The organism is Cucumibacter marinus DSM 18995, from assembly GCF_000429865.1.
Lineage (GTDB): Bacteria > Pseudomonadota > Alphaproteobacteria > Rhizobiales > Devosiaceae > Cucumibacter > Cucumibacter marinus.
Map to the genome: position 1 here is coordinate 105813 of NZ_KE386980.1, position 22592 is coordinate 128404.

General features: G+C 62.4%; 18 protein-coding genes. 13 read left to right on the plus strand and 5 right to left on the minus strand.

The window, feature by feature from the left end; genetic code table 11:
• Positions 1–68 precede the first annotated feature (68 nt).
• From G489_RS0118065 to G489_RS21425, 3 genes are read left to right on the plus strand one after another with little or no spacing between them, the layout of a single operon-like run.
• Positions 69–740: a response regulator transcription factor gene (locus G489_RS0118065; protein ID WP_029042692.1), complete on the plus strand. Its 672-nt coding sequence runs from the start codon at positions 69–71 to the stop codon at positions 738–740.
• Positions 733–2193: a sensor histidine kinase gene (locus G489_RS0118070; protein WP_245578975.1), complete on the plus strand. Its 1461-nt coding sequence runs from the start codon at positions 733–735 to the stop codon at positions 2191–2193. Before G489_RS0118065 ends, G489_RS0118070 begins: the two co-directional genes overlap by 8 nt.
• Before the next feature lie 3 nt (positions 2194–2196).
• On the plus strand, positions 2197–5124 hold the full coding sequence (locus G489_RS21425; RefSeq protein ID WP_051332817.1) for a bifunctional [glutamine synthetase] adenylyltransferase/[glutamine synthetase]-adenylyl-L-tyrosine phosphorylase: 2928 nt from the start codon (positions 2197–2199) through the stop codon (positions 5122–5124).
• Positions 5125–5134: 10 nt separating this feature from the next.
• On the opposite strand, the gene G489_RS0118080 is transcribed toward G489_RS21425, so the two are convergent.
• Both G489_RS0118080 and pepN read right to left on the minus strand, forming a co-directional pair.
• Entirely contained in the window at positions 5135–6862 is a 1728-nt protein-coding gene (locus G489_RS0118080) for a sensor histidine kinase (RefSeq protein WP_029042694.1), read from the minus strand.
• A 158-nt stretch (positions 6863–7020) separates the two neighbouring features.
• A complete protein-coding gene (gene pepN / locus G489_RS0118085; RefSeq protein ID WP_029042695.1) occupies positions 7021–9669 on the minus strand; it encodes an aminopeptidase N in 2649 nt (882 codons plus the stop codon).
• A 240-nt stretch (positions 9670–9909) separates the two neighbouring features.
• Here pepN and G489_RS0118090 point away from each other — a divergent pair, with 240 nt between their 5' ends.
• Complete coding sequence (locus tag G489_RS0118090; protein WP_035873425.1) at positions 9910–11766, plus strand: ABC transporter ATP-binding protein; 1857 nt, start codon at positions 9910–9912, stop codon at positions 11764–11766.
• A 54-nt stretch (positions 11767–11820) separates the two neighbouring features.
• Here the strand turns inward: G489_RS0118090 and G489_RS21430 are convergent, their stop codons facing one another.
• Positions 11821–12234 carry a DUF4260 domain-containing protein gene (locus tag G489_RS21430; RefSeq protein WP_051332818.1) on the minus strand — a complete coding sequence of 138 codons (414 nt, stop codon included), beginning with the start codon at positions 12232–12234 and terminating at the stop codon, positions 11821–11823.
• A gap of 2 nt (positions 12235–12236) precedes the next feature.
• Positions 12237–12731 carry a methyltransferase family protein gene (locus G489_RS0118100; RefSeq protein WP_029042698.1) on the minus strand — a complete coding sequence of 165 codons (495 nt, stop codon included), beginning with the start codon at positions 12729–12731 and terminating at the stop codon, positions 12237–12239.
• Positions 12732–12857: 126 nt separating this feature from the next.
• On the opposite strand from G489_RS0118100, the gene G489_RS21435 reads away from it, so the two are divergent.
• The gene (locus G489_RS21435; RefSeq protein ID WP_162142453.1) at positions 12858–15293 is read left to right on the plus strand and encodes a beta-mannosidase; all 2436 of its coding nucleotides are present in this window, start codon (positions 12858–12860) and stop codon (positions 15291–15293) included.
• 17 nt (positions 15294–15310) lie between these two features.
• On the plus strand, positions 15311–15997 hold the full coding sequence (locus G489_RS0118110; RefSeq protein ID WP_029042699.1) for a D-lyxose/D-mannose family sugar isomerase: 687 nt from the start codon (positions 15311–15313) through the stop codon (positions 15995–15997).
• On the opposite strand, the gene pcaQ is transcribed toward G489_RS0118110, so the two are convergent.
• Positions 15976–16941, minus strand: a complete 966-nt coding sequence (pcaQ, locus tag G489_RS0118115; protein ID WP_029042700.1) for a pca operon transcription factor PcaQ — start codon at positions 16939–16941, stop codon at positions 15976–15978. The two genes, G489_RS0118110 and pcaQ, sit on opposite strands and share 22 nt — an antisense overlap.
• Positions 16942–17089: 148 nt before the next feature.
• On the opposite strand from pcaQ, the gene pcaD reads away from it, so the two are divergent.
• From pcaD to pcaF, 7 genes are all read left to right on the plus strand, one after another.
• The gene (gene pcaD, locus G489_RS0118120; RefSeq protein ID WP_029042701.1) at positions 17090–17887 is read left to right on the plus strand and encodes a 3-oxoadipate enol-lactonase; all 798 of its coding nucleotides are present in this window, start codon (positions 17090–17092) and stop codon (positions 17885–17887) included.
• A complete protein-coding gene (pcaC, locus tag G489_RS0118125; RefSeq protein WP_029042702.1) occupies positions 17884–18276 on the plus strand; it encodes a 4-carboxymuconolactone decarboxylase in 393 nt (130 codons plus the stop codon). Before pcaD ends, pcaC begins: the two co-directional genes overlap by 4 nt.
• Positions 18269–19024 carry a protocatechuate 3,4-dioxygenase subunit beta gene (pcaH, locus tag G489_RS0118130; protein WP_029042703.1) on the plus strand — a complete coding sequence of 252 codons (756 nt, stop codon included), beginning with the start codon at positions 18269–18271 and terminating at the stop codon, positions 19022–19024. Before pcaC ends, pcaH begins: the two co-directional genes overlap by 8 nt.
• On the plus strand, positions 19024–19638 hold the full coding sequence (gene pcaG, locus G489_RS0118135) for a protocatechuate 3,4-dioxygenase subunit alpha (protein ID WP_029042704.1): 615 nt from the start codon (positions 19024–19026) through the stop codon (positions 19636–19638). The genes pcaH and pcaG overlap by 1 nt, the downstream gene beginning before the upstream one ends.
• A 110-nt stretch (positions 19639–19748) precedes the next feature.
• Entirely contained in the window at positions 19749–20606 is an 858-nt protein-coding gene (locus tag G489_RS0118140) for a CoA transferase subunit A (protein ID WP_029042705.1), read from the plus strand.
• Complete coding sequence (locus G489_RS0118145) at positions 20603–21385, plus strand: CoA-transferase subunit beta (RefSeq protein ID WP_029042706.1); 783 nt, start codon at positions 20603–20605, stop codon at positions 21383–21385. Before G489_RS0118140 ends, G489_RS0118145 begins: the two co-directional genes overlap by 4 nt.
• Before the next feature lies 1 nt (position 21386).
• Positions 21387–22592: a 3-oxoadipyl-CoA thiolase gene (pcaF, locus tag G489_RS0118150; RefSeq protein WP_029042707.1), complete on the plus strand. Its 1206-nt coding sequence runs from the start codon at positions 21387–21389 to the stop codon at positions 22590–22592.

Sequence of the window (22592 nt, forward strand, 5' to 3'; positions counted from 1 at the left end):
CTCCGGGCGGCGTGATTGTGTCCGGCGATGGCCACCAGTACATTCAGCCGGCAAACAAGGCTTGAGCGATGAAGATTCTGATCATCGAAGACGACAGGGACGCCGCCAGCTACCTGATGACCGCGCTCGATGAGGCCGGCCACGTCACCCACCATGCGGGCGATGGCGACACAGGCTACGCCATGGCCAGTTCCATGGATTATGACGTGCTTATCGTCGACCGCATGCTGCCCCGGCGTGACGGGCTGTCGATCATCGAGAGCCTCAGGGCGGAAAACAACAAGACCCCGGTGTTGATCCTGTCGGCCCTGGGCGAAGTTGATGATCGTGTCGAAGGCCTCAGGTCAGGGGGCGACGACTACCTCACCAAGCCCTATGCCTTCTCCGAGCTCCTTGCCCGCATCGAAGTGCTGGCGCGCCGCTCCGCGCCGGCGGAAGCCGCGACCAGCTATCAGGTCGGCGATCTGTCCCTCGACCGGCTCTCCCGCAAGGTGACCCGCGCCGAAGAGGACATCCAGCTCCAGCCCCGCGAATTCCGGCTCCTCGAATATCTCATGAAACATGCCGGGCAGGTGGTCACCCGCACCATGCTGCTCGAGAATGTCTGGGACTATCATTTCGACCCGCAGACCAATGTGATCGACGTGCACATGTCGCGGCTGCGCTCGAAGATCGACCGGGGGCAGGACAATCCGCTCCTGCACACCATCCGCGGCGCCGGGTACATGATCCGTGACTGATGGCAACGGCCCCACGACCGAGCGCGCGCGGCCGCGGCGCCTGGCGCTGTGGCGCACGACGACATTCCGTCTGACGGCGATCTTCGTGCTGATCTTTGTCCTGTTTGCGGTCAGCCTGCTTGGCTACATCGCTTACCAGTCCTCGATCCTCATTCAGCGCCAGCAACTTGTCGATATCGAACGCGAACTCGGCCAGCTCAACCGTGAATACCAGCTCGGCGGCACAAGGGCGCTGGTCCTTGCCATTCAACGCTTTGCCCGTGGTCCGGGTCCCGGCATCTATTTCGTCGCCGACCCCTCCGGCGTCGGCATTGCCGGCAATGTCATCGATGTGCCGATCAGCGTGCTCGAAGAGCCGGGTCAGCACACCTTCGCCTATGAGCGAGACCGGCCATCCTTCGGCGATGAGGATCCCAACCGGCCCGAGGCGCGGGGCATGGCGCTGGTGCGTAGCTTCGTGTTGCCCAGCGGCTACCGGGTCGTGGTCGGGCGCGACATCGTCGAGCGGCGCAGCTTTGCGGTGATCATTTTCCAGGCCTTTTTCTGGGGGGTTATCGGCATCATCGTGTTCTCGGTCATTGCCGGGGCGATCTCGGCGAGGCGGGTCTTGCGCCGCATCGATGCCATCGGCGCCACCAGCCGCATGATCATGACCGGCGATCTCGGCCAGCGCGTACCGGTGACCCGCCGCAATGACGAATTTGACGGTCTGGCGACCTCCCTCAACGCCATGCTCGACCGTATCGAACAGCTCATGCAGGGCATGAAGGACGTGACCGACAATGTCGCCCATGACCTGAAGACCCCGCTCACCCGTATGCGCAACAAGGTCGAGGCGGCCCTGCGTGACGACAGGGACGAAGACGCCGCCAAGCGGGCCCTCGAATCGACGATCGAGGAATGCGACCACCTCATCAAGACATTCAACGCCTTGTTGATGATCGCGCGGGTCGAGGCCGGCACACCGGCCTCGGCATTTGAGCAGACCGATCTGTCCGCCGTGGCCAACGATGTGGGCGAACTTTATGCGCCGGTGCTCGAGGATGCCGGGCTCGACCTCAAGGTGGAGGTGCCTGAAAGCCTCTCCCTGCGCGCCAATCGCGAACTGCTCGGCCAGGCGCTGGTCAATCTGCTCGAAAATGCCATCAAATATGTGCCGCGCCCCGACAAGGGCCACAGTACCGTCACCATCGCCGCGCGCGAGGCCGGGGAAAACGTCATTCTGGAAGTTGCCGATCAGGGGCCGGGCATCCCCGAGGCAGACCGCGAGCGTGTGCTCGAACGCTTTGTCAGGCTTGAAAAAAGCCGGACCGAGGCCGGGTCGGGTCTCGGCTTGTCCCTTGTCGCCGCAGTGGCGCAGTTGCATAAGGGGCGGGTTGAGATTGATGACAACCATCCCGGTGCCATATTGCGGCTGATCCTGCCGCGGCAAACGGGAGAAACTGCGGCCTGATATATGCCCCTGACCATCGCTGAAGCACTCCGGCCCCTGCCACCTGCCGACGATCCGCGCGGCACATTCGAGGCTGTGTTGGAGGCGCTGGAACGCGAAGCGGACCAGGACCGGATCGCCAGCTCACGGGACGCCTTGGCGCCAATCTTCACACGGGCGCCTTATCTTGCCGAAACGGCCCGCCAGAATGCCCAATGGCTGGCGTCTGCGCTCGAAACCACGCCCGAACAGGCCTTCGAAGATCTGCGCGATGCGGCGGAAAAGGCCGGTTCGGCAGAGGCGCCCGAAGGACATCTGGGTGAAACCCTGCGACGGTCCAAGGCCCGGTTTGCGCTGCTTGCGGCGATCCTCGAATGCGGCGGCATCTGGTCGACCGAGACTGCCTGTGGCGCGATCTCGGATTTCGCCGACACCTGCCTTGATGCCTGTCTTGATTTCCTGATCGCCGAGGCGGCCGATGCCGAGCGCATCACGCTTGAACCGGGAACCAGGCCAGGCCGCCAGTCCGGCCTCACGCTTCTGGCATTGGGCAAGCTCGGTGGCCGCGAACTCAATTACTCCTCCGACATAGATATCGTCGCTTTCTACGATGTCGAGCGGGCCAATCTGGCGGATCCGGAGAACGCCCAGAAATTCTATGAACGCATCGTCCGCCGGCTCGTTGCCCTCATGCAGGAGCGCACCGAGCATGGCTATGTCTTCCGGACCGATGTGCGGCTGCGGCCGGATCCGGGCTCGACCCCTGTCGCGCTCTCGGTGGATGCGGCGCTCGGCTACTATGAATCCCGCGGGCAGAACTGGGAGCGTGCGGCCTGGATCAAGGCTCGCGCCGCGGCAGGCGACCTGACCGTTGGCGAGTGGTTTTTGGGCGAGCTCGCACCGTTCATCTGGCGCAAGCATCTCGATTTTGCCGCCATCGCCGACATTCAGGCGATGAAGCGCCAGATCAACGCCGCCCACAAGGTCGGCGGCGAGCGCGCCCGCGGTCACAACGTCAAGCTTGGCCGCGGCGGCGTGCGCGAGATCGAATTCTTCGCCCAGACCCAGCAGTTGATCGCTGGCGGCCGCGAGCCCGAGCTTCGGCGCCGCGGAACGGTCCTCACCCTGGAAACGCTGGCCGAGAAGCGCTTCATCGCTGCCGACACTGCCAGCGATCTCACCAGCGCCTATTGGTATCTGCGCGCGGTCGAGAACCGGGTGCAGATGATCAATGATGCCCAGACCCATTCTCTCCCGGAGGCCGACGATGCCTTCGCTGCGATTGCCGGTCTGATGGGGGAAAGCGACCCGGAAGCCTTTGCCACTCGCTATCGGGCGACCCTGACGACCGTTATTGACCACTATGCCGCCCTGTTTGCAGGCGGAACATCGCTGGCTTCGACCTCGGGGAACCTCGTTTTTACCGGCTCGGACGATGATCCAGATACCATCGCCACACTGACGCGGCTGGGCTTCCGCGATGCCCTCGGCGCTTCCGCCGTCATCCGCAAATGGCACTATGGCGGTTATGCCGCCACCAGGGCCGACAAGGCCCGTCAGCACCTGACCGAACTCATGCCGGTGTTGCTGGAGGCGCTTGCTGCTACCGGCAATGCAGACGAGGCGCTCAAACAATTCGATACCTTCCTCTCCAAGCTTCCTGCTGGGGTGCAGCTGTTTGCTCTGCTGCGAAATTCCGATCAACTTCGCCGGGTCTTCATCGATGTCATGGCGGCCGCGCCGAAGATGATGGAGGCCGTCCTTCAGCGCGTGCACATCGTCGATGGCCTCATTGACCCGGCCTTTTATGCCGAACTGCCTACCCGCGAGGAACTGACCGAACGCATTGATGGGTTTCTGGATGAAGCCCGCGATTTCGAGGAGTTTATCGACCGCGCCCGTATCATGGGGCAGGAACAGATCTTCTTGACCTCCGCCGGGCTTGTCGCCGGCACATTGCCGCCGGGCCACGCCGGTGCCCAGTTTACGACCATCGCGGATACGCTGCTGCGCCGTATCTTCGAGCATGTGTCCGAAGCCTTCGCCGAACGCCACGGCAAGGTACCGGGCGCTGATGCGGCGCTGCTGGCCTTTGGCAAGTTTGCCAGCCAGGAGATGACTGCGGCCTCCGATCTCGACTTCATCCTGATCTATGATGCACCCGAAGGCGCCGATCACTCCGATGGAGCCCGTCCGCTCGAAACCCCGCACTACTATGCACGCCTTACGCAGCGTCTGATTGCCGCCCTTTCCGCACCGACGGCACAGGGCGTACTCTACGAGGCCGATATGCGGCTGCGCCCTTCAGGCAATGCCGGTCCGTTGGCTACCAGTTTCAAGGGCTTTTCACGCTACCAGCGCGAGAAGGCGTGGACCTGGGAGCACCTCGCGCTCACCCGCGCCCGCGCCGTGCTGGGCACCGGCGGGCTCGATACGCGCATCGAGGGGTTGCTCGAAGAGGTGATGGCATTGCCGCGTGAGCCACAGGCCGTGCTCACCGAGGTTCGCCGCATGCGTGAGCTGATGGCTCGCGAGCGCAAGCCGAAGAACCTGTTCGACCTCAAGCTGGTGCGCGGTGGGCTCGTCGATCTCGAGTTCATGGTGCAAAGCGCCAGGCTCATACACCCTGACATCTTTGACGGTGAAACCCGCCCCACTTCGGACTGGCTGCGTCTGGGCGGTGAGAACGGCGTCTTCGCCAATGGCGAGCGCCTCGCCGAAATCTATCAGCGCTATTCCTCGATCCTGCAGCTGATGAGTGCCTGCCTGATCGATCCTTTTGCCATTGATCGCTGGAGCGAAGGGTTTCGGGAGCTGCTATTGCGGGTGACAAATCAGCCGGACCTGACCCATCTCGAGACAGTGCTGACGGAAATCCAGGCCGAAGCGGCAGAGGCCTTCGACGTCTTTGTTCCACCTTTGGATGAGAAGGCGGAGCAGGGCGCCCAATAGGCGCCGCCGGTCATGCGGCTGCCGCGCTGCCCTGACGTGCCGCGTTGGCGAGCGGCAGGGCAATGGCAACAGTCGTGCCCATGGCGGGAGTACTGTCGATCACCAGCGAGCCGCCGCTCAGTTCGGCAACAGCGCGCGAGATCGCCAATCCCAGGCCCATACCTGCTTCACCCTTGCCGAAGGCGGATTCACCCAGCACGAAAGGCTGAGCCAGCTGGCTCAGGCGATCTTCGGGAATGCCGATGCCGGTGTCCGTCACTTCGATGACCACACCATCTTCCGCCGTCCAGGCTGCCAGCGAGATCTGCCCGCCGGACGGGGTGAACTTCATGGCATTGTCGAGAACATTGTTGAGCATCCGCACCAGGAGGTGGCGGTCGCCAAGCACCATGGATTTTTCCGGGAGGGCTTTTTTGAAAACGAGCCCGGCGCGCTCGGCGCGATCGCCATAGCGGTCGCCCATCGCCTCGAACAGATCGGCAATGTCGATCCGCTCTGCCTTCCAGGGCGTTTCGCCCGCTTCGAGCTGCGCGAGATCGAAGATCTCGGCAAACGAGGTCAGCAGTTTTTCGCCTGAGGCCTTGATATCTCCGACATAGGATGTGTAGCGCGCATCGCCCATCGGCCCGTAGAGCTGGTGTTGCATCAGGTCGGCAAAGCCGATGATGTGATTGAGCGGCGTGCGGATGTCATGGCTGAGATGGGCCAGGAACGCGGTCTTGGACCGGCTCGCGGCCTCGGCCTTGAGCTTCTCCTCGTGGAACCGTCGCGCCAGTTCGCGCTGTTCGTTCCGCGCCTGATCGATAAGGGAGAGGTGGCGGTGATGTTCGGTGGTGTCGGTCACCACGCTCAGCATGCCACCGTCCTGCAACGCCTTTTCTTCGACCATCAGGAAGGTGTCGTCGGCGCACCGTGCCTCGGTCTGTCGGACATCATTGAGCTCGGAGACCGGCGTGTAGTGTTCGGGGCGCTCTGCCTGCCCGGACACGACCTCATAGGTCAGCCCGACAAGATCGGCATTGGCGGGTAACCCCATCAAGGTTCGGTATGCCGGGTTACACCAGACCAGCTGACCACGGTCGTCCCAACGGGCGAGCCCGAACTTGACCTGGTTGAGAACTGTGGCCTTGCCCAGGTGCCGGATCGGACCTGTCTCCGAAACGCTGCTCTGGGTTCCCGGATTGCGCAGGCCGACGGCAAACGCAACCAGCGCCGCCCAGACGACGAGTGAGGAGCCGCCCAAAAGAAGAAGGCGCTGCCGATGGTCGGCAAGCGCCTCAGTCAGGGGCAAAGAAGCGATGACGCGAGTGGCCTGTTCTGGATCGCCGGCCGTCGCGCTGACAAAACGCGATGGATCGAGAAGCTGGGCCGCCGTGAGGGTTGCATTGGCTGTCTGTGCACTTGCGGTACCGTCGACGGAGGCCGAGGCGACGATGGCGCCTGGCACCAGATCACCCAGGGTTTCGCCGGAGCTGGCATTGATCAGCGAGTGTTCGGCCAGCATGCGAAGATCGTCCGCGACCTCGTCAAGGGTCCGACTGTAGTCATAGACACCGAGCGCTGTCGAAAGCACGGCGACCAGTGCCGTCGCGAACAGGATCGCGCCGAGATGCGGACGCAGGAATGTGGTCAGGCGACCGGGCCCGGTTTGGCCGCTGGGGTTTGGGAAGGGGTGGTCCGGTTTATCTCCAGATACAACTCGCCCCTCGCCGAAAACGGATTTCTCCGCCGAACCCATTCTGACCTCCGATGTAACCAATTGATTGGTCAGCCCCCTGACCGATGTCGGTAACACGTTGAATCAAAACAGCGAGTCTTGTCCAGCCCGGAAATCGGCGGCTCTGTGTACGCTTTGATTTTTCCGAGTCATTTGAATCACTTAACAAGTGGTAAATTTTACTCCTTGCCCAGCATCCTCACGAGAATGTCGTTGGTATCGCGCGACAACCCGCCTTTTTGCGTAAGTGATTCCAGCGTTTGCCGTGCTGCGGCTCGCCGGCTTGATTCGTAAATACCGTAATCGCTGAACACCGTCAGCAGGCGCGAGGCCAGTTGCGGGTTGCGGCCATCGAGCCAGGCAATCACATCGGCCACAAAGGCGAAGCCTTGCCCGTCTGCCCGGGCGAATTGTGCCTGGTTCCCGGCAGCGAAGCCGCCGATCAGCGACCGCAACCGGTTGGGATTGCCACGGTCGAATTCGGCGCTGTCATAGACGGCCTTGACCCGGTCGAGGGCGGCCGCCGACGGGGTGGCGCCCGTCAGGCGCAACCACTTGTCGAGCACGAGCGGGTCGGCGCAGAACCGCTCATGGAAATCAGCCATGCAGGATTCGGCGGCCGGCGCATTCGAGGCGACGAGCGCTCCAAGCGCCGCCATCCGGTCGGTCATGTTTCCTGCATCGCGATAATGGCGTTCGGTCCGGTCCTGATCGGCGGGCTCGCCGGTTGCGGCCAGCAATGAGCTGGCCTGGTTGCGCAGCCCGCGCGGGCCGGCCTGCTGTGCACCCGGATCATACGCATCCGCAGCCGGCGCCGCGTCGGCGAGATCACCGAGTACGCCGCGTAGCTGCTCGCCGAGCATGGCGAGCACGTCACGGCGAACTTGATGCACCCGCTCCGGGTCGACGTTTCGCGCCAGCGTCCGCGCCAGCGAGCTTTCGGTCGGCAGGGCGAGGCAGGATGCCTTGAAGGCCGCATCAAGGCTTGCATCGCGCAGGGTCTGCTCGATCGCCCCGGCCAGGGCCTTTACGGCATCCGCGTCCACCGGCCCATCGCCCCGTGCCGCCGGCACCAGAATGGCGCTCGCAACGTCTTGCATCGCCTGCCAGCGGTTGAACGGGTCACGGTCGTGTCCGGCAAGGAACAGCCGCTGATCGGCGTTCATCGGCGCATCGAGTGTCACCGGGGCGGAAAAGCCCCGGAACAGCGAGGGCACCGGCCGCGCCGACAGACCCTCGAAGGTAAGGGTTGTCGTTTCATCCTCGATCTCGGCGACGTCGCCGCGAATGACGGCGCCCCTGGCACGCTCCCATTCCATATCGGCACCGTTCGGCCCGACGAGGCCGAACCGCATCGGCATCTTCAGCGGCTGTTTGGTCTCTTGGCCGGGTGTGGGCTCGGTGCGCTGGGCCAGGGTCAGCGTGTAGCGCCGGTTTGCTTCATCCCAATGATCCGTGACGGTGACGCGCGGCGTGCCGGCCTGGGCATACCAGCGGTAAAACGCATCGCCCAATGAGACCTTGTTCGCGTCCTCGAAGCTCTTGAGGAACGCCTCGACCGTGGTCGCTTCTCCGTCGTGGCGTTCGAAATAGAGGTCCATGCCGGCGCGGAACCCGTCTTCGCCCAGAAGGCTGGCAATCATCCGCACGACCTCGGCCCCTTTGTTGTAGACCGTCGCCGTGTAGAAGTTGTTGATCTCGCGGAATTTCTCCGGCCGGACGGGATGGGCGAGGGGGCCGCCATCCTCGGCGAACTGTGCTTGCCGCAACAGGCGCACATCCTCGATCCGGTTCACTGCCTTCGAGCGCATGTCGGCACTGAACGCCTGGTCGCGATAGACCGTCAGCCCTTCCTTGAGGCAGAGCTGGAACCAGTCGCGGCAGGTGATGCGATTGCCGGTCCAGTTGTGAAAATACTCATGCGCCACCACCCGCTCGATATCGGCATAGTCGGCATCCGTCGCGCTTTCCGGGTCGGCCAGGATAAACCGGTCGTTGAAGATGTTGAGCCCCTTGTTCTCCATCGCCCCGGCATTGAAGCTCGACACGGCGACGATGTTGAACACGTCGAGATCATATTCGCGCCCGAACCGCTCCTCGTCCCACTTCATCGAACGCTTGAGGGAATCCATCGCATAGTCGGCACGCGCGGCCTTGCCGTGCTCGGTATAGATATTGAGGTCGACCGTCCGGCCCGACGCGGTGGTGAAGCTGTCCGAAATCTTGTCGAGATCGCCGGCCACCAGCGCAAACAGATAGGCGGGTTTGGGGTGCGGATCGTCCCAGACTGCAAAATGCCGGCCGTCGGGCAGTTCGCCTGTCTCGCGCGGATTGCCATTCGAGAGCAGCACCGGCGCTTCTGCCTTGTCGGCCGTAATGCGCACCGAATAGGTCGCCATCACATCCGGCCGGTCGAGGAAATAGGTGATGCGGCGGAACCCTTCCGCCTCGCACTGCGTGCACCAGATTCCTTCCGACCGGTAGAGCCCGGAAAGCTCCGTGTTCTCTTCCGGCTCGATATCGACTTCGGTTTCCAGCACGAAGGCGGCAGCAGGCGGCGTGTGGATTGTCAGACCGTTTTCGGAAGCCTCATAGGCGTCTTTGGTCAGCGCCTTGCCGTCGATCGAAACCGAAACCAGGGTGAGTTCTTCCCCGTCAAGCACCAGCGGTGTGCCCGGCGCCGTGCCTTTGCGGGGCGCCATGGCCAGCCTGGCCGCAACCCGGCAGGTGCCTGGCGCGATTGTCACGTCGAGGTCAACGGAATCGATCACATAGGCGCTGGGTGCGTAGTCTTTGAGATAGATGAACGGGGACGCATTGTCGGACATGATCGCTGCCTTGATCGGTTATTTGGCCCTGGCGCGGGCCGGGTGGGTTGTGGCGCGGCTGCAACAGCCTTGTCACAAGGCTGGTGATATTCTGTCCGGCTCGCCGCGAGTCGGAGTGTTCGCATATTGGCATTCACGGCGCGGCGGGCAAGCACGTTGAAAAAGTTCGCGCCCGGCGCTATGGGCTCGATCCCACATACTCTTCCGGCGTCTGCCGGCACCAATAATGGACTTGATACAATGGTTTCCGCAATTTTCGGCTGGTTTGAAAACCTGCTCGATCCCTATCCCAAAGAGCCGCCGAGCCGTCCGCCGCGCGGTCTGATCGCTTTTTGTCGCCACTATACTCGTGGCGTCGAGGGGCCTCTTTTGATGATGGCCGTTACCACTGCCGTCATCGCTATTGCCGAAGTCGCCCTGTTCGGCTTTCTGGGCAACATGGTCGACTGGCTTTCCGGCGTCTCCCGCGAGGAGTTCCTCGCCAACGAATCCGGCAAGCTGATGCTGATCGCGGCGGTGGTGATCGGTCTGCCGGTCGCAGTCGCCTTCAACACCATGCTGATCCATCAGACGCTTCTGGGAAACTATCCCATGCGCATCCGGTGGAACGTGCACCGCTATCTCATCCGCCAGTCGATGAGCTACTTCCAGGACGAATTCGCCGGCCGCATCGCCACCAAGCTGATGCAGACCTCGCTCGCCGTGCGCGAGACGGTGATGAAGCTCCTCGACGTGCTCAACTATGTCATCGTCTATTTTATCGGAACCTTGGTCATTGCCGCCGCAGCCGATTGGCGGCTGATGATCCCGTTCCTTGCCTGGCTGGTGGGCTACATCCTGTTGCTACGTCATTACGTGCCCAAGCTGCGCCGCATCTCCGAGGCGCAGGCCGACGCCCGTGCGGCCATGACCGGCCGGATCGTCGACAGCTACACCAACATCGCCACGGTCAAGCTGTTCTCCCACTCCAACCGGGAAGAAGCCTATGCCCATGAGGCAATGGACGGTTTCATGCAAACCGTGCACAGCCAGATGCGCCAGGTTTCCGCGCTCAACATCCTGATCTACGGCATGAATTCGACGCTGCTTGCGATGATCGGCGGCCTCGGAATCTATCTGTGGACCCAGGAAGCGATCACTGTCGGTGCGGTCGCCACCGCCATCGCACTGGTCCTGCGCATGTATGGCATGTCGCAATGGATCATGTGGGAGATGTCGGCCCTGTTCGAGAATATCGGCACGGTCGAAGACGGCATCAATTCGATCTCCTTGCCGCGCCTGGTCGCCGACAAGCCCGGTGCCAAGCCGATCGAGAACGTCTCGGGTGCCATCCGTTTTGAGCACGTGACCTTCAAATACGGCCAGGAAAAGGGAGTGATCGAGGATCTCGACCTGTTCATCCCGCCGGGCCAGAAGGTCGGTCTCGTGGGGCGTTCGGGCGCCGGCAAGTCGACGCTGGTCAACATCCTCCTGCGCTTCTACGACGTCGAGAACGGGCGCATTACCATCGACGGCAAGGATATCTCGGAGGTCACCCAGGACAGCCTTCGGGCGAATATCGCCATGGTGACCCAGGACACCTCGCTCCTGCATCGATCGGTCCGCGACAACATCATGTATGGCCGCCCGCATGCGACCGAGGAGATGGTGATCGCCGCTGCCAAACAGGCCGAAGCGCATGACTTCATCCTCGACCTTGAAGACATCAAGGGCCGCCGCGGATACGACGCCCATGTCGGTGAACGCGGGGTGAAGCTGTCCGGCGGTCAGCGTCAGCGCGTCGCCATTTCGCGGGTGATCCTCAAGGATGCTCCGATCCTGGTGATGGATGAGGCGACTTCGGCCCTCGACAGCGAGGTCGAGGCGGCGATCCAGAGCCAGCTCGACCGGCTGATGCAGGGCAAGACAGTGATCGCCATCGCCCACCGCTTGTCGACGATTGCGGCCATGGATCGGCTGATCGTGATGGATCAGGGACGGGTGGTCGAAGATGGCACCCATGAGGAACTGCTGGCGCTTGGCGGGCACTATGCCCGGCTCTGGCACCGTCAATCCGGCGGTTTCATCGACTCCGAACCGGCCGACATCACGGCCTGATTTGGTGGGGGCGGCCCCAGGGCCGCTCCCGCATTCTGCCGCCGGGAGTCAGCGCTACGGCGCGGCCGCACGTCCGGCCTTGTCTCGCGCGCTGGCGGCCCCCTTGATTCCCAGATGCGTCACATCCGGCGTGTCGGGATACCTCAACCCATATCCGACCAGCCGGTCGAGCCCGATATGGGCCGCCCAGATCAGTGCAAACGACAGGACCGGCGCCCAGCCCGCGAAGAAGGCGAGGGTACCGAGCACCAGCGGCCCGGTATAGGTGTGAACCGCATCATAGGCGAGCACACCCGCCCGCTTGTTCACCGCATAGACGATGAAGCTGAGATCGGGCCACAGGAACAAGACCAGATAGACCCACCAGACGCCCCCGGTCTGCCAGAAGGCAATGGTGGCAACGGCAAAGACCGCCAGCCCTTCAAAGCGGAGCGCGTTGCGCACGGCCCCAGTTGTGTATCCGCTCATGCCTAGAACAGCCCCCAGCGTCGAACCTTTGTCAGATAGGCGGTATAGACCCCGCCGAACTTGCGAGTCAGGTAATCCTCTTCACGCACCACCACCAGGAAATGCAGGGCGATCCAGAGAACCGGCGCCAGGATCAACGCCCATTCGAGTGCAGCGGCGAATCCAAGCCCGATCAGCACAAGCACAAAACCCACATACATCGGGTTCCGCACAAAGGCGAACGGGCCCGTTTCAACGATTCGGCTGGTGGGCTTCCACGGCCTGACATCGGTATTGTGTCGCTTGAAGGTGTTCTCTCCCCACCAGGCCAGGGCCAATGCCAGCGCGATGAGCACCACACCGGAGCTGAGTGATGCGACGTGCCAGAGCGGCACGAACCGGACAGGAATGAGAAAATCGAGCGCAATCGCACCCACAAGGGCGATGGCAAGAAACAAGGGCGGCGGCATGATCAGCCCCGCATTGTCAGGGGTGTGCGCGGCCGGTTGGTCGGTCATACCCTTTCTCCCGCTTTGATCTGTCAAATCGACTTAAATTCAAATGGCTTTTGAGATGCGCGGCCCTCTCGACTACAGTGCGCCCCGCTGCGTGGCATATGGGGGCGGACCCGAATGGATTCCAGCATGAATGTCGATCTGAAGGGAATTTGGCGGCTGACGGGCCGCCGGCCGGAGGATGCTGTCGACATCGCCATCCCCGGGGATGTCCATTCTGCGCTGATCGCGGCCGACCGCCTTGCCGATCCCTATCCCGGTGACCGGGAGAAGCAAATGCAGTGGGTCGCCGCCACGCCGTGGGTCATCGAGCGCGGTTTCGAACTCGCGACCGATCCCGCAGAGGGCCACTGGACCCTCGCCATCGATCGGCTTGATGGCGTTGCGTCAATCATTCTCAACGGTTCGCATGTGGCGGACACCGACAACAGTTTCATTCGCCACGATCTTCCGGTGACCGGCCTGCTGCGCCAGGGCGAAAACACCATCCGTATCGAGTTTTCTCCGGCGGCAACCGAAGCCGCGATCCGGGCGAAAAAGCACCCCTTCGTGGTGCCGTCGACTTTCAACTCACCGGACTACCCGCATCTCAACTTTCTGCGCAAACCCGCCTGCCATGGCGGTTGGGATTGGGCTTTGGCAACGATGCCGCTCGGTATCTACGGTGATGTCCGGCTCGAAAGGGCCCCGCTTGCCCGGCTCGATGCGGTCCAGGTCCGCCAGCACCACGCGCCCGACAGATGCGAGCTCGAGATCATTGCCCATATTCACGCCTTCGCTGACGGCGAGATTGAACTCAACCACAGGATCGGTGAACAGACGGCAGGCAATGAGACCCGCTTGCGCAGGGGACACAACCGGCGCGTGCACCGGATCACGATCGAAAACCCCGAGCTCTGGTGGCCGGCCGGGCAGGGCGGGCAACACCTCTATGAACTGGTGACCCAACTCGGAGACACCCAACAGCGCCGCCGCCTCGGCCTGCGCAATTTGCGGGTGATCGAAGAGCCTGACGTCGAGGGCAATGGCGCGGGCTTCGCGGTGCGGGTCAATGGCCGCGATGTCTTCATGAAAGGCGCGAACTGGATTCCCGCCGACGCCTTGCCGGGCCGCATAACGCATGATGTCGTTCGCGATCTGCTGGTTTCGGCCCGTGATGCCAATATGAACATGATCCGCGTCTGGGGCGGCGGGCAGTACGAGCCGGACTGGTTCTATGAGCTGTGCGACGAACTCGGCCTGCTTGTCTGGCAGGATTTCATGTTCGCCTGCATGCCCTATCCGTCGGACGAGCCGTTCCTTGAAACCGTCCGCCAAGAAGTCGTCCAGCAGGTGAGACGCCTGTCGCATCACGCCTCGATTGCCCTGTGGTGCGGTGACAATGAAGGGATCAATGCCCTCGACTGGTACGAGGAAACCCGCGGCGACCGTGAGCGATACGTCGCGAACTATGCACGGCTGAATGCGGTGCTGGAAAAGGTCTGCAATCATGAGGACCCGGGCCGGCTTTACTGGCCATCTTCGCCTTGTCGGGGGCCGTTCGACTACTCGGGTGGCATCGGAGCCTCGAATCGGGGCGACAGCCATTTCTGGGAGGTCTGGCACGGGGCCAAACCGTTGACCGCCTATCGCGAAGCGAAACCCCGCTTCGTGTCGGAATTCGGATTTCAGTCCTTTCCCTCCATGCCTATCATCAAGACCTTCACCGAAAAGGCTGACCGCAACCCGTCCTCGCCGGTCATGGAAGCGCATCAGCGCGATCCCGGCGGCAATGCGCGCATTATCGAAAGCCTGACCCGGCAATTCCGGTTTCCACGCAATTTCAAGCAGATGGTTTATCTGAGCCAGGTCCAGCAAGCCTTGGCCATCACAACAGCGGTCGACTACTGGCGCAGCCTCAAGCCCTGGTGCATGGGGGCTCTTTATTGGCAACTCAATGATTGTTGGCCGGGCGCCTCATGGTCGAGCCTTGACTATGGCGGGGGCTGGAAGCTGCTCCATCATGCGGCGAAACGCTTTTTCGCGCCGGTCCGTGTGGCCGCCATTCCCGAAGTCGCAACCGGCGATATCCGCCTGGTCGGGCTCAACGATCTGCCCGATCCGATTACCCTCGATCTCACCGCATACACTGTCGATATGGCCGGCAGAACGCGGCTCGTGGCGCAAACCCGCGGTGCCGTCCCCTATGATCGGGCGGCACGGCTGGCGCAGATACCCGCCAACGCTTTGCGGCCGGGCGAAATGCTCCTTTATCGCTGGTCAGAACCCGAAACCGGGGCGTCGGGCGAGGAGGTTTTTGCCCCCCATCCATTCAAGGCCTACGACCTTGATGAACCCGGCCTTTCGATCGAGTGGGAGACGGTTGACGGTCGAGCAGAGGCGGTGGTCTCGAGCAAATGCCTGGCCCTGTTCGTCGCCCTTGAAACGGCGATCCCGGGCCGATTCTCGGACAATGGCTTCGTGGTCTTGCCCGACGCACCCCGCCGGGTCATCTTCGAGCGCAGTAGTGAAACGGACATCGATCCAGACGCGGTGAAGATCCGCCATTTGCGTGCAAGTTATTGAGAGTGAAAGGAAATGCCATGCGCCGTTCTGAAATCAACGCGGTCCTGCGGGACGGTGATGCCTTCATCAAGGCGCATGGTTTTGCATTGCCGCCTTTTGCACGGTTGAGCCCGCATGACATGCAGGTGCGCAAGGACGAACTGCGTGGTGTCACGGGCGCGCGGCTGGGTTGGGACGTCACCGATTACGGGCTTGGCGATTTCCACGAAACAGGGCTTTTCCTGTTCACCCTGCGAAACGGACGGGCTGAAGATCTCTCCAGGGGCAGCGGCATGCTTTATGCCGAGAAGCTGCTGATTTCCAAGGAAAACCAGCTTTCCCCCATGCACAAGCATCTGGTCAAGGCCGAGGATATCATCAATCGCGGCGGCGCGCGGCTTGTGGTTGAGCTCTTTGCCTCCGATCCAGAGGGCAATATCGACGAGAACGCTGACGTCACCGTGCCCTGCGATGGCGTCGAGACGACGGTTAAGGCCGGTGGCAAGGTCGTGCTGCTGCCCGGCGAGAGCATAACCCTGATGCCGGGCGTCTGGCATGCCTTTTGGGCCGAAGGCGGCAACACGCTGATCGGCGAGGTTTCAACGGTCAATGATGACGAGACCGACAATTATTTCCGCGATCCTGTCGCCCGCTTTTCCGACATCGAGGAAGACGAGGAGCCCGTGCATCTCCTGGTCTCGGACTACGACACCTGGCTTTCCTGACCAGCCTCGCGTTCTGCGGCGATCTCGGCCCGCGCCAGGTCCCGCAATGAGCTGATGATCACATCGGCCGCCGCGTTCGGCACGCCTGTGATGCGGGTTGTGAGCCCCACCGGGCCGAAGGTCACGCCTGTGTCGATCGGCAGTTCGATGAGCCCGCCGGCACGCAATTCCGCGTTCACGACCGAACGCGAGATGATCCACACCGCATCGGTCTGCTTGATATAGGCGATAGAGAAGACCGGTGAGACGGTCTCGATGATGTCGTTGAAATCCCCGATCCCGTTTGCCACCAGCAGCCGGTCGACCTCGGGCCGGATAATCGATTCCGCTGGCGGCAGCACCACCGTGAACGCGTTGATCTGGCTCATCGGCAGGCCCTTTCGGGCGGTCAGCGGGTGTCCGTCGCGCACAACGAAGACGATCCGCTCGGTGTAGAGCCGCTCGAAACTGAGATCGGCCATCGCTTCCTGCCCGGCCATGCGCCCGACAACGATGTCGATCCGCCCCGCCTTGAGTTCCCCGAGCAAATAGTGATTAGGGCCTGTGATCACCCGGATGGGGGCTTCGAGCCCCTGCTGCTTGGCCGCCAGCACCGCTTTGGGCACCAATTCGCCTGCCACCGAGGGCAGAGCACCGATGGTGACCGCGCTCATCTGCTGGCGCTGGATGGCATCGACGCTGGCGACACCCTGCTGCAGGGCGGCGATGGCGGCGCCGGCATGACGGCGAAAGGCCTGGCCATGCGCTGTCAGCCGCACCCCGGCGCGGCTGCGCGTGAACAGTGTTACGCCAAGTGCGTGTTCGAGTTCGCCGATGGCCTTGGAAACCGCTGGCTGGGTCAATCCGAGTGCATCTGCCGCGCCGACAAAGCTTTTTCGGCCTGCAACCTCCAGAAAACACGATAAGTGCCTGAATTTGATGCGATGCGGGGACAGGGCGGACATGAAATTTCCATATCGATTCGGTTATGTATCAATGTCATAATTTTATTTTCAATTCAATTTTGGAATGAATAGGATGGTGTGGAATGAGGATGCCGGCCGTATGCGCGGCCCGGCTTGAGATGTCTTTTCGGTGCTCCGGGGGCTGGATATGCAATTCGCCAGAATTGGTGACATCGCCATGTGTTTCGCCACCCGCCAGCAGGCGGGGGAGGGCGCGCCCTGGATCGTGTTTGCCAATTCTTTGGGCACCGATCACCGCATCTGGGACGCTGTCGCCGACCGTCTCGAAGACCGCTTCAATATCCTCGTCTACGACAAGCGCGGCCACGGGTTGAGCGACGCCACCCCGGCGCCTTACACCATGGACGACCACATCGGCGATCTCGCCGGCTTGGTCGACCACCTCGAAATCGATCGTTTCGCAATCTGCGGCGTCTCTGTCGGCGGCATGATCGCCCAGGGCATCGCCGACCGTCTGGCAGATCGTGTCACCGCAGCCATTTTCTGCGACACCGCGCACAAGATCGGTGACGACGCCTTCTGGCAGGAACGCATCGGCAAGATCGAGGCCGGGGGCGTTGAGGCCATCGCCGACGGAATCCTTGAGCGCTGGTTTACACCCGCATTCTGTGACCCCGATCGCGCCGATTACCGCGGCTATCGCAACATGCTGACCAGGACCTCTCTTAATGGCTATGTCGGCACCTGCGGCGCCCTCGCCACCACCGATTTTACCGATCTTGCCGCCGGGCTTTCCTTGCCGGTGCTGTGCATTGCCGGCGCTGAGGACCGCTCGACACCGCCCGACCTGGTGCGCTCGCTTGCCGGCCTCGTTCCCGGTGCCCGTTTCGAGATGATCGAAGGTGCAGGCCACATCCCCTCTATCGAGCAGCCCGAGGCGCTGGCCGGCCTGATCGCCGATTTCATCAAGGACAGATCCCGATGAACGACGACCGCTATAATGAAGGCATGAAGACGCGGCGCTCGGTTCTCGGCGACGCCCATGTCGACCGCGCCAGCCAGTCGATCACCGAATTCGACGCCGATTTCCAGCGTTTCATTACCGAAGGGGCCTGGGGTTCGGTCTGGTCGCGCCCCGGCCTGTCCAAACGCGAACGCTCCATCATCACAATCGCGCTCCTCGCCTCGCTCGGCCACTATGAGGAAGTCGCCATGCATATCCGGGCAACCCGCAACACTGGCGCCACTCCCGAGGACATCTCGGAAGCCATGCTCCATGTCGCGGTCTATGCCGGTGTCCCCGCCGCCAACGCAGCCATCAAGGTCATCAAGCAAACCTACGCCGAACTGGAGGCGGACAACCCCAATGAGTGATTTCGAAAACAAACCTGGCGTGCCGGAGAACGGGGCCTTCTTCCCCCGCGATCTCGAGATGCATCCCCCGGCCTTCTATCCTGACTACAAGACCTCGGTCCTGCGCTCGCCCAAGCATGCGCGGCTGTCGCTCAACAACACCATCTCGGAGATGACCGGCCCGGTCTTCGGGCACAATATGCTCGGCGAGCTCGACAATGATCTCATTCACAATTTCGCTGAGGCCGGTCAGTCGGCGATCGGCGAACGGATCATCGTCTATGGCAAGGTCCTCGACGAGCGCGGCGTCGGTGTTCCCGGCGCACTGCTTGAGGTCTGGCAAGCCAATGCAGGCGGGCGCTATCGCCACAAGAAGGAAGGCTATATCGCACCGCTTGACCCCAATTTCGGCGGCTGCGGGCGCGTCATCACGGACGAACAGGGCAACTACCGTTTCCGCACGGTCAAGCCGGGTCCTTACCCCTGGCCGAACCGGGTCAATGACTGGCGGCCTTCCCACATCCACTTCTCGATCTTCGGCCACGCCTTTGCGCAGCGCCTGATTACCCAGATGTATTTTGAAGGCGATCCGCTGATCTGGACGTGCCCGATCGTGGCCACCATTCCCGACAAACGCGATATCGAGCGTCTCGTCGCACCGCTCGATATGGCCAACACGATCCCCATGGACGCCCGTGCCTATAAGTTCGACATCGTGTTGCGCGGTCGCCGTTCGACCTATTTTGAGAACCGCCGGGAGGGCAACTGATGGTCCAGCCGCTCAATCTTTTGAAAGAAACCCCGTCCCAGACCGCCGGCCCCTATGTCCATATCGGGCTGACTGCGAACTATGCTGAGATCAAGGGCATCTATCCCGAGGACATTGGCGCGGTGATGCTCACCGACAAGACCAAGGGCGAGCGCATCAAGATCACCGGGCGCGTGATCGATGGGGCTGGCACGCCACTGCGAGATCCCGTGATCGAGATTTGGCAAGCCGACGCCAACGGGCTCTACAACAGCCCGGAGGAGAAGCGCGGCAAGGCCGATGAGAACTTTCTTGGCTTCGGGCGTTGCGCCTGTGATCTCGAAACCGGCGTCTACAGCTTCGAGACCATCAAGCCCGGCGCGGTGCCCTTCATCGACGGGCGCATGATGGCGCCGCATATCACCTTCTGGGTGGTGGCCCGCGGCATCAATCTGGGCCTGCATACGCGCATGTATTTCGGCGATGAAGAAGAGGCCAACGCCAGCGATCCGATGCTTTCCCGCATCGAGCAGCAGGTGCGCATGCCGACCCTGATCGCCGAGCGCAAGGGCGATACCTACCATTTCGACATTCATCTGCAGGGCGACAAAGAGACCATCTTTTTCGACATCTGAGGATGCGCATCGGCGGAACCCCATCGTCCGCCGGTGCTTTGACAAGGCAAAGACAACGGTCCGTGACCGCCGGTTTGCGGCCACGGGCGCCAACGGGAACCAAGAGCGTAATGGTCAAATTCGTTTCGCTGGCCGAGGCGATCGCTGACAATCTCCATGACGGGGACAGCGTCGCCTTTGAAGGCTTCACACATCTCATTCCCCATGCCGCCGCGCATGAGGCGATCCGGCAGGGGATCAAGGATCTCACCCTGATCCGCATGACCCCCGACATCATCTATGACCAGATGATCGGCATGGGATTGGCGAAAAAGGTCGTCTTCTCCTATGCCGGCAATCCCGGTGTGGGACTGTTGCGCCGCCTGCGCGACGCCGTGGAGAACCAGCATCCGCGCGCCATCGAGATTGAGGAGCACAGCCACGCCGCCATGGCCAATGCTTATGAGGCTGGCGCCTCGGGGCTGCCCTGCGCGATCTTCCGCGGCTACAAGGGCGCCGAACTGGCCAAGGTCAATCCGAACATCAAATCGGTGACTTGTCCCTTCACCGGCGAGGAACTGGCGGCGGTGCCCGCCATTCGGCCCGATGTCTCGATCATCCATGCGCAGAAAGCCGACCGGCGGGGCAATGTGCTGGTCGAAGGCATTGTCGGGGTCCAAAAGGAGGCGGTGCTGGCCGCCAAACGCGCTGTCGTAACGGTCGAAGAAATCGTCGAAGATGTCACCAAAGTGCATCCCAATGCATGCGTCCTGCCGCATTGGACCATCACCGCAATCGCCGAGGTGAAGGGCGGGGCGCACCCCTCCTATGCCCATGGCTATTATGATCGCGATAATGCCGCCTATCTCGAATGGGACAAGATCTCGGCGGAGCGCGATCTGTTCGAAAGTTGGATGAAGGCCAATGTCATCGATGCGCTGCCCGGCGATTTCGCCGCCCGTGTCGCCGATCTGGAGGTGAACAAATGAGCGGGAATGACTTCACGGCCGACGAGATGATGACCATCGCCGCGGCTCGCGCGCTCTCGAATGACGATGTGGTCTTTGTCGGCATCGGTGCGCCGTCCGCCGCCTGCAATGTTGCGCGGCTGACCCATGCCCCGGATATCACGCTGATTTACGAGAGTGGCACCATCGGCACCAAACCCGACGTGCTGCCGCTTTCCATCGGCGATGGCGAACTGTGCGAGACGGCGGTCACAACCGTCGCGGTCCCCGAAATGTTCCGCTACTGGCTGCAGGGCGGGCGCATCACGCTCGGCTTCCTCGGCGCCGCCCAGCTCGACCGTTTCGGTAATATCAACACTACCGTCATCGGCTCCTATGACGATCCCAAGGTCCGCCTGCCGGGCGGCGGCGGGGCGCCGGAGATTGCCTCGTCCTGCGGCAAGATCTTCATCACCATGAAGCAATCGCTGCGCGGCATGGTCGAAAAGATCGATTTCTTCACCTCCTTCGGTCACGGGGAAGGTGGAGACCATCGCAAGCGCCTCGGCATCACCACCGAGGGCCCGGTGCTGCTGATCACCGATCTGGCGATCTGGGAACCCGATCCCGAAACCAAGGAATTCACTGTCGTGTCCCTGCATCCCGGCGTCACCCGCGATCAGGTACAGGACACCTGCGCCTGGCCGGCGAAGTTCGCTGACAGCGTCAAGGAAACGCCGCTGCCGACCGAGGAAGAAATCAGGACGCTGCGCGACCTCAAGGCCCGCACTGACGCGGCGCATAAGGGAAAGGCGGCCTGACATGGCAGAGGCATTCATTTGCGCCTACATCCGCACCCCCATCGGCCGTTTCGGCGGCTCCCTCTCCAAGGTGCGGGCAGACGATCTCGGCACCGTTCCGCTCACCCATTTGATGGCCGAACACACCGGCGTCGATTGGGAGGCGGTTGACGATGTGATCTATGGCTGCGCCAACCAGGCCGGCGAAGACAACCGCAATGTGGCCCGCATGTCGCTGCTTCTGGCTGGCCTGCCCGTCACGGTGACCGGCACCACCATCAACCGGCTTTGCGGGTCGGGCATGGATGCGGTGATCACCGCCGCCCGCGCCATCAAGGCCGGGGAAGCGGATCTGATGATCGCAGGCGGCGTCGAGAGCATGTCCCGCGCGCCCTTCGTCATGCCCAAGGCGGAAACGGCCTTTTCCCGCAATGCCGAGATCTACGACACCACGATCGGCTGGCGTTTCGTCAATCCGGTGATGAAGAAGCAGTACGGCGTCGATTCCATGCCCGAGACCGGCGAGAACGTCGCCGAGGACTACGGCATCTCGCGCGCAGACCAGGACGCTTTTGCCGTCAGCTCGCAACAACGCGCCGCCGCCGCCCAGGCCAATGGCCGGCTGGCCAGGGAGATCACCCCGGTGACGATTCCCCAGCGCAAGGGCGATCCGGTGATTGTCGACACCGATGAGCATCCGCGCGGCGACACTACGATTGAAAAGCTCGCCAAATTGCCGACTCCTTTCCGTGAAGGTGGCACCGTGACTGCCGGCAATGCTTCCGGTGTCAATGATGGCGCAGCGGCGCTGATCATTGCCTCCGAGGAAGCGGCCAGGAAGCACAGTCTGACCCCCATTGCCCGCATTCTCGGCGGGGCAACGGCGGGCGTGCCGCCGCGCATCATGGGTATGGGCCCGGCACCGGCGACCAAGAAGCTATGCGCGCGCCTGGGGCTCTCGCCTTCGGATTTCGATGTCATCGAACTCAACGAGGCGTTCGCAAGCCAGGGCATCGCGGTCTTGCGTGAGCTGGGCCTTGATCCCGCAGCCGAGCACATCAATCCCAATGGTGGCGCCATCGCCATCGGTCATCCGCTCGGCATGTCCGGTGCCCGCATCACCGGCACGGCGGCGCTTGAACTCAAGGAATGGGGCTCCAGGCGCGCTTTGGCCACCATGTGCATCGGCGTTGGCCAGGGCATCGCCATCGCGTTGGAGGCGGTCTGA

Coding starts and splice junctions, on each gene's coding strand:
- G489_RS0118065 (WP_029042692.1), top strand. CDS start 69: ATGAAGATTCTGATCATCGAAGACGACAGGGACGCCGCCAGCTACCTG.
- pcaG (WP_029042704.1), top strand. CDS start 19,024: ATGGTCCAGCCGCTCAATCTTTTGAAAGAAACCCCGTCCCAGACCGCC.
- pcaC (WP_029042702.1), top strand. CDS start 17,884: ATGAACGACGACCGCTATAATGAAGGCATGAAGACGCGGCGCTCGGTT.
- G489_RS0118100 (WP_029042698.1), bottom strand. CDS start 12,731: ATGACCGACCAACCGGCCGCGCACACCCCTGACAATGCGGGGCTGATC.
- G489_RS21425 (WP_051332817.1), top strand. CDS start 2,197: ATGCCCCTGACCATCGCTGAAGCACTCCGGCCCCTGCCACCTGCCGAC.
- G489_RS0118080 (WP_029042694.1), bottom strand. CDS start 6,862: ATGGGTTCGGCGGAGAAATCCGTTTTCGGCGAGGGGCGAGTTGTATCT.
- G489_RS21430 (WP_051332818.1), bottom strand. CDS start 12,234: ATGAGCGGATACACAACTGGGGCCGTGCGCAACGCGCTCCGCTTTGAA.
- pcaD (WP_029042701.1), top strand. CDS start 17,090: ATGCAATTCGCCAGAATTGGTGACATCGCCATGTGTTTCGCCACCCGC.
- G489_RS0118110 (WP_029042699.1), top strand. CDS start 15,311: ATGCGCCGTTCTGAAATCAACGCGGTCCTGCGGGACGGTGATGCCTTC.
- G489_RS21435 (WP_162142453.1), top strand. CDS start 12,858: ATGAATGTCGATCTGAAGGGAATTTGGCGGCTGACGGGCCGCCGGCCG.
- pcaH (WP_029042703.1), top strand. CDS start 18,269: ATGAGTGATTTCGAAAACAAACCTGGCGTGCCGGAGAACGGGGCCTTC.
- G489_RS0118090 (WP_035873425.1), top strand. CDS start 9,910: ATGGTTTCCGCAATTTTCGGCTGGTTTGAAAACCTGCTCGATCCCTAT.
- pcaQ (WP_029042700.1), bottom strand. CDS start 16,941: ATGTCCGCCCTGTCCCCGCATCGCATCAAATTCAGGCACTTATCGTGT.
- G489_RS0118145 (WP_029042706.1), top strand. CDS start 20,603: ATGAGCGGGAATGACTTCACGGCCGACGAGATGATGACCATCGCCGCG.
- pepN (WP_029042695.1), bottom strand. CDS start 9,669: ATGTCCGACAATGCGTCCCCGTTCATCTATCTCAAAGACTACGCACCC.
- pcaF (WP_029042707.1), top strand. CDS start 21,387: ATGGCAGAGGCATTCATTTGCGCCTACATCCGCACCCCCATCGGCCGT.
- G489_RS0118140 (WP_029042705.1), top strand. CDS start 19,749: ATGGTCAAATTCGTTTCGCTGGCCGAGGCGATCGCTGACAATCTCCAT.